Genomic DNA, 11,302 nt, shown 5'->3' with positions numbered 1-11,302 from the left:
TAGCCGTGGCCGCGTTGAAATCGACGCTCACTACAAGACCAATGTTGCCGGCATTTATGCAATCGGCGACGTGGTGAAGGGCCCGATGCTGGCGCACAAGGCTGAAGATGAAGGTGTTGCTCTTGCTGAAATTCTGGCTGGCCAGCATGGCCACGTGAATTACGACGTCATTCCAGGCGTTGTTTACACGCAGCCGGAAATCGCATCGGTTGGCAAGACCGAAGAAGAACTCAAGGCCGCCGGCGTTGCTTACAAGGTTGGCAAGTTCCCATTCACGGCCAATGGCCGCGCCCGCGCCATGCAGGTTACCGACGGCTTTGTGAAGATCCTCGCCGACAAGGAAACCGATCGCGTTCTCGGTGGCCACATCGTTGGCTTCGGCGCTGGCGAAATGATCCACGAGATTGCCGTGATCATGGAATTTGGCGGTTCTTCCGAAGACCTCGGTCGTACATGCCACGCACACCCGACCATGTCGGAAGCGGTGAAGGAAGCGGCGCTCGCAACCTTCTTCAAGCCAATCCACATGTAATCATCTCTGATTTCATCTGTTATGAAAGGCGGCGACAATTCGCCGCCTTTTGTTTTTGCGCTTATCGGTGAATGCTTGGCCTCCGTGAATGTCGAGGTCGAACATGAAATTTTTGTCGGAGCCGTTGCCGTTTTCGTTCAATTGGGCGGATCGTTTTGAAGGTACCCTGCAAGAAAAGGGGTTGACGTCGCTGACGGCAGCACGTCTCATTCTCGAAAATCCGCCGGGATGGGTTTCGTTTCTGATGCGATTGCGCAATGGCGTGGTGCGCCTGTTCGGCCTGAAGACGGTACAGCTTTCGGCCGGCGAAAGTGCTGGCGGTTTTCCGATTATTGCATCAACGGCCGACAGAACGGTGATGGGTTTTGATGACCACCATCTCGATTTCCGCATCGTGATTGATGTGAATGGCCAAGAGAGTGATCAGACAATCAGTGTCACGACACTGGTCAACCGGAAGAACTGGCTGGGCTGGGTCTATATGATGTTTGTTGCGCCCGTTCACCGGCGCATCGTTCCAGCCACCCTGAAAAAGGTGAGCCGCGGTATTCACAAGGTTGCCATTGACGGCTGATGATCAGTTGACTCGGGTCAGCGTATAACCCTGTTTGCGCAGAAGTTCGATGACGCCTTCTTCGTCAGGCAGATGCAAGGCACCCACGGCCATGAAGACGGAGCCTTCTGCCAGAACGGGCGCGGCTCTTTCTGCCATCACATGGTTGCGATCGGTGATAATCCGCTTTTCGAATCTGGCATAGCCATCTTCATCCGCGCCGGCAGAGACTGGTGTGACAGCCGTAATCATCGGCATGATCGCGCCGACATTTTCCTGCAGGTAGAGATCGGTCATCGTCCAGATAATGTCCTGCATGCGGTCGCCTAGGCTCAAGGTTTCCACCAGGGCTTTCACGTGGAATTCCATCGGTAGATCAGCCATGGCCTGTATCTGTTCGACCAGCGTTTCCAATCCTTTGATAGACTTTCCAGCGGCAACACCATCTTCGGCAATTTTCTTGTCGAGGAAGGATGCTCCTTGCGCTTTTCGTTTGATCTCACAGGCCGGCAGAGCCACGAAGCTTGCCAGGATCCATGGCTTCATCTTCATAACCGAGGCCAGCGGAATGCCGCGCTGTTTCAAGCCATCTTCCAGACGCTGTTTGTCTTGCTCTGACAGCATGTCGGTAATGGACTTTCCGTCGATGAACATCGAAAGATCAGGTCTGACGAAAATTGCGACAGCGGCCTTCTGTTCATCAAGGATTTCGTCTGACTCAACCACCACCGTCTTTGCGCTGGCAAATGCTTCCTGCGCGCCATTTGGCATTTTCAACACTCGGGGGTCAGTGACATGCATGGTGCCCAGCAGGTAGGAGGGGGCAATGCCGTCCTTTTCGATGCGCCAGAACGTTCCTTTGCCGTTCAGGACCTTATCGGACTCGGCCAGCAGGTTTTGATATTTCTGCGGCTCGTCACGCTGCATGATCTCAACGAGATCCTGACCAACGCAGCTCACATCCTCTTCGGCTCTTGCCGGTTTGATGCCAAGCAACGTCAGGAGCAATATGGTCACGAGTGTGATGTGGAACAGGGCGCACAGGCCCAGCATGGCACTGCCAGGACGGGGCAGTTTCCAACCGAGAAAACGCTCTGTGTTAAATCCACCAGTCATGACCATGCCAATCCCGTAGTTACGCTACTGGTTTTTTATGCCGACGACGTCGCGATTGTATTAATGAAATTGGTTAATGCGCGGACGCTACAACCGTTCCGTTCAGGCGTCAGGCGCGCGGATGGGCATTGTCGTAGATTTCCAGCAGGCGTGCGGTGTCGACGCCAGTATAGATCTGGGTGGTGGACAGGCTGGCATGGCCCAGCAGCTCCTGAATGGTGCGCAGATCGCCGCCGCCTGCCAGCAGATGCGTGGCGAAGGAGTGCCGCAGGGCATGGGGTGTTGCCGTATCCGGCAGACCGAAAGCACCGCGCAGTTTTTGCATGCCGCGCTGGATGATGGCCGGTTGCAGCTTCCCGCCCCGGGCGCCTAAAAACATCGGCTCGTCATGGGGCACATGGTAAGGGCAGAGCTTGCGATAGGTCTCGATGGCCTCCGCAACGACAGGCAATAATGGGAAAAGCCGTGTCTTACCGCCTTTGCCGGTGATGCGTAGTGCGCTGCTGCCATTCGGAATGTCTGTGATGCGCAGGTTCAGCGCTTCTGAAATACGAAGGCCGCAGCCATAGAGCAGGGAAAGAACCGCTGCGTCGCGGGCAGCGATCCAGGGTTCTTCATGCATCTGTGTTTCGGTTTGTGTCAGGTTTAGCGCCTGCCTGTCGGTCAGCGGTTTTGGCAGGGATTTCGGTTGCTTGGGCGTGCGGATAGCATTTGCGCCTGCCGTTTTGACCAGTCCCTTGCGTTCCAGATAATGCAGGAAAGACCGTAAACCCGCCAAATGACGACCAAGCGACCGTGCACCAGCACCATCCCGTCGGCGTGACGCCAGAAAGCCGCGCAAGTCGGCAGGCCGCAGATCGGAAATGTCCTTGATTGCCGCCGGTGCAGCGAGATGGCCCGTCAGGAACATCAGGAACTGGCGGGTATCGCGCTCATAGGCTTCGACCGTATTGTCGGAAAGTCGGCGTTCGCCCTGCAATGTCGCAAGCCACGCCTGTCTTTCATCAAGCAAAGCCTGATCAGCAAAGGTCAGAATTTCGGACACGTCTCATGCTCCGGTTGTTCGGTGGGTGCCGAAGATAATGCCTGCGGATCAGCATTTGGTTAAAATTGCCAAGCTCCATGGTTCCTGGCATCGTTGTTTGCGGTTTCTTTTTTGGCTGTGAAAAGGCATGGTCGCGGCACAATGGCAAAAGATTCGACCGACCTGTTTGGTGCATTATTCGATCCGGTACCCGTAGCGCGCAATAGCGTGCCGGTTCTGGTCCCGATGCCGGCTCCAGGCCCCTACAGCTATTCCGTTCCCGAAGACATGGTGGTGGAACCAGGGACTGTCGTGCAGGTTCCGCTCGGGCCGCGTCAGGTTATCGGCGTGGTATGGGACAAGGAACAGGGCGACGGTAAAACCGTTGATCCCAAGAAGTTAAGGCCGATCACCAAGGCATTTGATTGTCCGCCGCTGAAAACAGAAATGCGCCGCTTCATCGACTGGGTGGCGGCCTATACCCTGTCTCCGCCGGGGCTGGTGGCGCGCATGGCGCTTCGTGCGCCGGCGGCCTTTGAGCCGGAGCCAATGGTAGAGGGTTTGCGCCTGGGTGAAGGTCGGCCCGAACGCATGACGCTGGCGCGTCAGCGGGTGATCGAGCTTGCGGAAGAGGGCCACACCTGGAGCAAAAGCGGCCTTGCCCATGCGGCTGGCGTTTCCACCAGTGTCATTGACGGTCTGGCAAAACAGGGCGTGTTCGAGACGGTTTTTCTGCCTGCTCCGCCCGTGGTGGCTGAACCTGATCCTGATTATGTCGAGGCTCGGATTGAAGGGCCACAGAAACAGGCGGCCTCTGAAATTCTCGAAGATCAGCGCAAAGGCGGTTTTGCCGTTTCCCTGATCGATGGCGTGACGGGATCGGGCAAGACGGAAGTCTATTTTGAGGCCGTTGCCGAAGCCCTGCGGCAAGGCAAACAGGTGCTGATCCTTTTGCCAGAAATTGCGCTGACGGCTGCGTTTCTGGAGCGATTTCAGGATCGTTTCGGCTCAAAACCGGCCGAGTGGCATTCCGAACTTGCGCCCAAAACCAGAGAAAAGGTGTGGCGGCAGACTTCGACCGGTGAGGTACGGGTGGTCGCAGGTGCGCGCTCGGCACTGTTTTTGCCGTTCGATAATCTCGGTCTGATCATTGTCGATGAAGAGCACGATCCTGCCTACAAGCAGGAAGACCGCGTGTTTTACAATGCCCGTGACATGGCGGTGGTGCGGGCGCGTATCGCAGATTTTCCCGTTGTGCTAGTTTCGGCAACGCCATCGGTGGAAAGCCAGGTCAACGGCAATTCAGGGCGTTACAATCTCATTCATCTGCATACACGTTTTGGCGACGCGGCATTGCCGGACCTGCATCTGGTGGATATGCGCCGCCACCCGCCGGAGCGCGGGGGCTTTCTGTCGCCGGTGTTGTTACGGGGAATTGGCAAGACCATCGAGCGTGGCGAACAGTCATTGCTGTTTTTGAACAGGCGTGGTTATGCCCCTCTGACGCTCTGCCGCGTGTGCGGACACCGCTTTCAATGCCCGCAATGCGCAAGCTGGCTGGTCGAACACCGTTTTCGGGAGCAAATCCAATGCCACCAGTGCGGTTACAGTGAAAAGACGCCCGACCATTGCCCCGAATGCGGCACCTTCGATCATTTGGCGGCCTGTGGCCCCGGCGTGGAGCGCATTGCAGAAGAGGTCGAAAAACACTTCCCCGATGCGCGAACCATTGTTCTATCGTCCGACATGCCGGGCGGTATGAAACGTTTGCGGCTTGAACTGGAAGCGATTGCGAATGGCGAGGTGGATATCGTTATCGGTACACAGCTGGTGGCAAAGGGCCATAACTTCCCGTTGATGACGCTTGTTGGCATTGTTGATGCCGATCTGGGATTGGCCAATGGCGATCCGCGTGCCGCAGAACGCACCTTCCAGCTTCTTTCGCAGGTGACAGGTCGTGCCGGACGTACCGGTCTGAAAAGCCATGGCCTGTTGCAAACCTACCAGCCGCAGCATCCGGTCATGCAGGCCATTGTGTCAGGTGATGCCAGCGCGTTTTACGAGCGTGAAATCATTGAACGGGAAAAGGCGCTGTTGCCACCCTTTGGGCGACTGGCCTCGATCATCATTTCTGCTGAAACACGCGCTGACGCGGAAAGTCATGCCAGAGCGCTGCGCATGGCCGCACCACAGGCGCCAGGCATCGCACTGCTTGGACCGGCAGAAGCGCCGCTTGCGCTTATTCGCGGTCGTTACCGCTTCCGGCTACTGGTTCATGGCAAGCGCAATTCCGATATGCAGGCCTTCATGCGTGCCATGTTGGCCAACGGTCCAAAGGAACGTGGCAGCGTTCATGTGCAGGTGGATATCGATCCGCAAAGTTTCCTGTGAGGGCAGCGCGCGGCTGAAATATCGATTCCGCTTTTCAGGTCGATGTTGTAAGTCGGCAAGGGAAACTGATTTGAGGCGAGGGGCTGGCAATCATGGAATTTTACTTTCCAACCGAGTTTGGAGAACAACTGGCATTTCTGGCTGCATCCGTTTCAGCCCTGATCGGATCGTTGATGCTTTTTGCGCCGGGGATCACCCTGCGTCTGTTTGCACTGCAATCCAGCCGCGAACGCAATGATGGTTTCGTGCTGATCCGCTCGTCTCTTGCCGGCTTTTATCTCGGCCTGGGGGCCTCCGCACTGCTTCTGGCACAGCCGATGGTCTATCTGGCATTTGGTGCTGCTTTTGGTCTTTCTGTGTTCGGCGCCATTCTTTCCATCCTTTCGGATGGTGGCACAACATGGCGAAATTGCCTACTTCTGGTTGTGAATTTTCTGCTTGCTGCCTTGCCGTTGCTCTATGTTTTCGGGTTGGTGTGAAGCTGGCTGAAACGCCTGAGGTGTGGCGCTTTTGGCAAAGGAATGGGGATTTCGCATTTTTTTCTGCTTTCCTGTTGCCCTAAAGCCTTATTCCGTTATTACCCGTGTTGCGAGTCCCGGCATCCTATGCTAGACGGACCGCGAAATTCGAAAAGGTGAGGGGGAAAACTTTAGCCTTTTTCGGGGAAATTGAAACGATTTCAAGAATTTGAGCAAGTTGCTGCCGCGACTTGTCGTTCTTGGATGATAAGCAGGGAAAAAGTGCCAGTGGCAGATACCTCCCATGGAACATCCGGTGTAGCGGAAAGGTATGCGTCGTCGCTTTTCGAGCTTGCTCTTGAAGCGGGTGTTGTAGAGGCGGTCGGGGCCGATCTCGATGCATTTCAGGCGTTGCTCGACGAGAGTGACGATTTGAAGCGTCTGGTAGCAAGCCCGGTGTTTTCGTCGGAAGATCAGGGTAAGGCGATCGCAGCTATTTGCGAGAAGGCCGGCCTGAAGACGCTTGCTGCGAATTTCCTCAAGGTTGTCGCTAAGAACCGCCGCCTGTTTGCCGTTCCCGGCATGGTGCGCGCTTATCGCGAAATTGCTGCCGCACATCGCGGCGAAATCACTGCCGAAGTGACTTCGGCACATGCGCTGGATGCAGCGCAGGAAACTGAACTGAAGGCGGCGCTGAAGAGCGTCACTGGCAAGGATGTAGCGGTTTCCGTAACCGTTGATCCGTCGATCCTCGGTGGCCTGATCGTCAAGGTCGGTTCCCGCCAGATCGACACGTCTCTTCGCACCAAACTTTCCACCCTTAAGCTTGCACTGAAAGAGGTTGGCTGATGGATATCCGCGCCGCGGAAATTTCCGCAATTCTGAAAGATCAAATCAAAAATTTCGGCAACGAGGCTGAAGTCTCGGAAGTCGGCCAGGTTCTGTCCGTTGGTGACGGTATCGCTCGCGTTTACGGCCTTGACAATGTTCAGGCTGGTGAAATGGTCGAGTTCCCAGGCGGCATCCGCGGTATGGCGCTCAACCTCGAATCCGACAATGTCGGTGTGGTTATTTTCGGTTCTGACCGTGACATCAAGGAAGGCGACACCGTTAAGCGGACCGGCGCCATCGTTGACGTTCCTGTCGGTCCTGAGTTGCTCGGCCGCGTGGTCGACGCTCTCGGCAACCCGATCGACGGCAAAGGCCCGATCAATGCCGCGAAGCGTGCGCGCGTTGACGTCAAGGCTCCTGGCATCATTCCGCGTAAGTCGGTTCATGAGCCAATGTCCACAGGTCTCAAGGCTATCGACGCCCTGATCCCGGTTGGTCGTGGCCAGCGCGAACTCGTGATCGGCGACCGCCAGACCGGTAAGACCGCGATCATTCTCGACACGATCCTCAACCAGAAGGCCATTCACGACAATGGTCCTGATGGTGACAAGCTTTACTGCGTTTACGTTGCTATCGGTCAGAAGCGTTCGACCGTTGCCCAGTTCGTTAAGGTTCTGGAAGAGCGTGGCGCACTGCAGTACTCGATCATCATTGCCGCGACCGCTTCCGATCCTGCTCCAATGCAGTATCTGGCTCCGTTCGCAGGTTGCGCAATGGGCGAATACTTCCGTGACAACGGCCAGCACGCGCTGATCGGTTACGACGACCTTTCCAAGCAGGCTGTTGCCTACCGTCAGATGTCGCTTCTTCTGCGTCGTCCTCCGGGCCGCGAAGCTTATCCTGGTGACGTTTTCTACCTTCACTCCCGTCTTCTCGAGCGCGCTGCAAAGCTCTCCGACGAAATGGGCGCAGGCTCGCTGACCGCTCTGCCGGTTATCGAAACCCAGGGTAACGACGTTTCCGCGTTTATTCCGACCAACGTGATCTCGATCACCGACGGCCAGATCTTCCTTGAAACCGACCTGTTCTATCAGGGTATCCGTCCGGCTGTTAACGTCGGTCTGTCGGTTTCGCGCGTTGGTTCTGCCGCTCAGATCAAGGCCATGAAGCAGGTTGCAGGCTCCATCAAGGGTGAGCTCGCTCAGTACCGCGAAATGGCTGCATTTGCTCAGTTCGGTTCGGACCTTGATGCTTCCACTCAGCGGCTGCTGAACCGTGGTGCGCGTCTGACAGAACTTCTCAAGCAGCCACAGTTCTCGCCGCTCAAGACGGAAGAACAGGTTGCCGTGATCTTTGCTGGCGTGAACGGTTACCTCGATAAGGTTGCTGTGAACCAGGTCGGCAAGTTCGAGCAGGGTCTGCTGTCCTACCTCCGTTCGGAAGGCAAGGGCATTCTCGACACCATTCGCACGGAAAAGGCTGTTAGCGACGACACCAAGGGCAAGCTCAAGGCTGCTCTGGATAGCTTCGCAAAGTCTTTCGCCTGATTAGGGTTCACACTGGGACGGATAACGGATGCCTTCACTAAAGGATCTGAAAAACCGCATTGCCTCGGTCAAGGCGACACAGAAGATTACCAAGGCGATGAAAATGGTCGCCGCGGCGAAGCTTCGTCGTGCGCAAGAGGCTGCTGAGGCTGCCCGGCCATATTCACAGCGCATGAGCTCCGTTCTGTCCAATATCGCCCAGGCGGTTGAGGCAGATGTGGCTCCTGCTCTGATGACCGGCACCGGCAAGGACGACGTGCATCTGCTCGTCGTCTGCACAGCCGAGCGTGGTCTTTGCGGTGGTTTCAACTCGCAGATTTCCCGTTTTGCCCGTGATCGTGCTCGCAAGCTGATCTCCGAAGGCAAGACGGTCAAAATCATGACCGTTGGTAAAAAGGGCTACGACAGCCTGCGTCGCGAATTCGCATCGAACATCATTGAGCGCATTGAACTGCGTGAAGTGAAGAAGATCGGTTTCGAAAACGCCGACCAGATTGCCAAGAAGATCATTGCGCGTTTCAACGCCGGTGAATTCGATGTCTGCACACTGATCTATTCCGAGTTCAAATCGGTTATCAGCCAGGTGCCGACAGGCCTGCAGCTTATTCCTGCTGCTGCGCCGGCTACTGAAGTTGAGCAGACAGCGACGACTGCAATCTACGAATACGAGCCGGATGCGGCTTCCATCTTGGAAGATCTTATTCCGCGCAACATTTCGGTTCAGGTTTTCCGGGCTCTGCTCGAAAACGTTGCCGGTGAAATGGGCGCCAAGATGAGCGCGATGGATAACGCAACGCGCAATGCCGGTGAGATGATCAACAAGCTGACGCTGTCCTACAACCGTCAGCGTCAGGCTCAGATCACCAAGGAACTCATTGAAATCATTTCGGGCGCGGAAGCGCTCTGAGGTAAGGAAAGAGGGTAAGGATAATGGCTAAGGCAGCTACCCCCAAGAAAACCGCAGCGAGCACAACCGCGACTGGCAAGGTTACGCAGGTTATCGGCGCTGTTGTCGACGTGGCGTTCGAAGGCGACCTGCCTGCGATCCTCAACGCGCTTGAAGCTGACAACATGGGCAACCGTCTGGTTCTCGAAGTTGCACAGCACCTCGGCGAAAACGTCGTTCGCACGATCGCCATGGACTCGACCGAAGGTCTGGTTCGCGGTCAGGCAGTTCGCGACACCGGTTCTCCGATCACCGTTCCGGTTGGTCCTGAGACGCTCGGTCGTATCATGAACGTTATTGGTGAGCCTGTTGACGAAGCTGGCCCGCTGGTCACTTCCGGCAAGCGCGCTATCCACCAGGAAGCTCCATCCTACGTCGACCAGTCGACCGAAGGCCAGATCCTGGTTACCGGCATCAAGGTTGTTGACCTTCTCGCTCCTTACGCAAAGGGCGGTAAGATCGGCCTGTTCGGCGGCGCTGGCGTTGGCAAGACCGTTCTCATCATGGAACTGATCAACAACGTGGCCAAGGCTCACGGTGGTTACTCGGTATTTGCTGGCGTGGGTGAACGTACCCGCGAAGGTAACGACCTTTACCACGAAATGATCGAGTCCGGCGTTAACAAGCACGGCGGTGGTGAAGGCTCCAAGGCTGCGCTGGTTTACGGCCAGATGAACGAACCACCAGGTGCACGTGCACGTGTTGCTCTGACCGGTCTGACCATCGCTGAAGACTTCCGCGACAAGGGTCAGGACGTTCTGTTCTTCGTGGACAACATCTTCCGCTTCACGCAGGCTGGTTCCGAAGTGTCCGCTCTGCTCGGCCGTATCCCTTCTGCTGTGGGTTACCAGCCGACGCTCGCAACCGACATGGGCCAGATGCAGGAACGCATCACCACAACGACAAAGGGTTCGATCACCTCGGTTCAGGCTATTTACGTACCTGCCGACGACTTGACCGACCCGGCGCCAGCAACATCGTTCGCCCACTTGGACGCAACGACCGTTCTGTCGCGTTCGATCGCTGAAAAGGGTATTTACCCGGCTGTTGACCCGCTCGACTCCACATCCCGTATGCTTGACCCAATGATCGTTGGCGAAGAGCACTACGAAGTGGCTCGTAAGGTTCAGTCGACACTGCAGCGCTACAAGGCTCTCCAGGACATCATCGCCATCCTCGGTATGGACGAACTGTCTGAAGAAGACCGTCTGGCTGTTGCCCGCGCTCGTAAGATCGAACGCTTCCTGTCGCAGCCATTCTTCGTGGCTGAAGTCTTCACCGGTTCTCCGGGCAAGCTCGTTGCTCTCGAAGACACCATCAAGGGCTTCAAGGGTCTGGTAAACGGTGAATACGATCACCTGCCAGAAGCTGCGTTCTACATGGTCGGTTCGATGGAAGAAGCTATCGAAAAGGCAAAGAAGCTGGCTGCTGAAGCCGCTTGATAATGCATAAGAAGGGCGCGTGGCTTTTCCACGCGCCTCTGTCTGTCGCGCAACAAAACAAGAAGTGAATAGCCATGGCCGACACTTTCAAATTCGAACTTGTTTCTCCGGAGCGCCTGCTCGTTTCCGAAACGGTTACTGAAGTCGTCATTCCTGCCACTCTTGGCGAGATGACGGTGTTGGCAAACCATGCTCCGGTAATGACGACGATCAAGCCAGGTCTCGTAACGGTGAAATTTGCCTCTGGTGAAACACACAAATACGTGGTGTTTGGCGGTTTTGCAGACATTCTGCCAACCGGCTGCACATTGCTTGCTGAATCTGCAGTTTCGGCTGACGAAATCAGCCCTGACACATTGCAGAAGCGTATCGATGCAGCGAAGGCTGAAATCGAGGGCGGTAGCCACCACCACGAGCATCTGACCAAGCTTGAAAAGCACCTTTACGAACTGACGAACCTGC

At 56.1% G+C, this 11,302-nt stretch carries 11 protein-coding genes; 9 read left to right on the top strand and 2 right to left on the bottom strand.

Annotation, left to right across the window (positions count from 1 at the left end):
- Positions 1-532 (top strand): FAD-dependent oxidoreductase (locus RT613_RS22985; RefSeq protein WP_313618691.1); only part of this gene is annotated, 532 nt, incomplete at its 5' end.
- Between the two features lie 103 nt (positions 533-635).
- Positions 636-1,106, top strand: a complete 471-nt coding sequence (locus tag RT613_RS22980; RefSeq protein ID WP_313618690.1) for a DUF2867 domain-containing protein — start codon at positions 636-638, stop codon at positions 1,104-1,106.
- 3 nt (positions 1,107-1,109) lie between these two features.
- Here RT613_RS22980 and RT613_RS22975 read toward each other — a convergent pair whose 3' ends face one another.
- Together RT613_RS22975 and RT613_RS22970 are read right to left on the bottom strand one after the other, a co-directional pair.
- Positions 1,110-2,201: a TraB/GumN family protein gene (locus tag RT613_RS22975; protein WP_409558888.1), complete on the bottom strand. Its 1,092-nt coding sequence runs from the start codon at positions 2,199-2,201 to the stop codon at positions 1,110-1,112.
- Positions 2,202-2,310: 109 nt separating this feature from the next.
- Positions 2,311-3,246 carry a tyrosine recombinase XerC gene (locus RT613_RS22970; RefSeq protein WP_313618688.1) on the bottom strand — a complete coding sequence of 312 codons (936 nt, stop codon included), beginning with the start codon at positions 3,244-3,246 and terminating at the stop codon, positions 2,311-2,313.
- 141 nt (positions 3,247-3,387) lie between these two features.
- Between RT613_RS22970 and RT613_RS22965 the strand changes: the two genes are divergently transcribed.
- The 7 genes from RT613_RS22965 to RT613_RS22935 form a co-directional block, all read left to right on the top strand.
- Positions 3,388-5,616: a primosomal protein N' gene (locus RT613_RS22965; RefSeq protein ID WP_313618687.1), complete on the top strand. Its 2,229-nt coding sequence runs from the start codon at positions 3,388-3,390 to the stop codon at positions 5,614-5,616.
- Positions 5,617-5,708: 92 nt separating this feature from the next.
- Positions 5,709-6,095, top strand: a complete 387-nt coding sequence (locus RT613_RS22960; RefSeq protein ID WP_313618686.1) for a DUF4345 domain-containing protein — start codon at positions 5,709-5,711, stop codon at positions 6,093-6,095.
- Positions 6,096-6,356: 261 nt separating this feature from the next.
- Complete coding sequence (locus RT613_RS22955; RefSeq protein WP_313618685.1) at positions 6,357-6,923, top strand: F0F1 ATP synthase subunit delta; 567 nt, start codon at positions 6,357-6,359, stop codon at positions 6,921-6,923.
- Entirely contained in the window at positions 6,923-8,452 is a 1,530-nt protein-coding gene (atpA, locus tag RT613_RS22950; protein WP_313618684.1) for a F0F1 ATP synthase subunit alpha, read from the top strand. The genes RT613_RS22955 and atpA overlap by 1 nt, the downstream gene beginning before the upstream one ends.
- Positions 8,453-8,480: 28 nt before the next feature.
- Positions 8,481-9,359, top strand: a complete 879-nt coding sequence (locus tag RT613_RS22945) for a F0F1 ATP synthase subunit gamma (RefSeq protein ID WP_313618683.1) — start codon at positions 8,481-8,483, stop codon at positions 9,357-9,359.
- A gap of 23 nt (positions 9,360-9,382) precedes the next feature.
- Complete coding sequence (gene atpD, locus RT613_RS22940) at positions 9,383-10,840, top strand: F0F1 ATP synthase subunit beta (protein ID WP_313618682.1); 1,458 nt, start codon at positions 9,383-9,385, stop codon at positions 10,838-10,840.
- Positions 10,841-10,914: 74 nt separating this feature from the next.
- Positions 10,915-11,302, top strand: a 388-nt coding sequence (locus RT613_RS22935; RefSeq protein ID WP_313618681.1) for a F0F1 ATP synthase subunit epsilon, incomplete at its 3' end; no start/stop codon positions are given.

Source organism: Agrobacterium sp., assembly GCF_032092815.1.
Classification (GTDB): domain Bacteria; phylum Pseudomonadota; class Alphaproteobacteria; order Rhizobiales; family Rhizobiaceae; genus Agrobacterium.
This window is presented reverse-complemented; position numbering and strand designations above follow the sequence as displayed.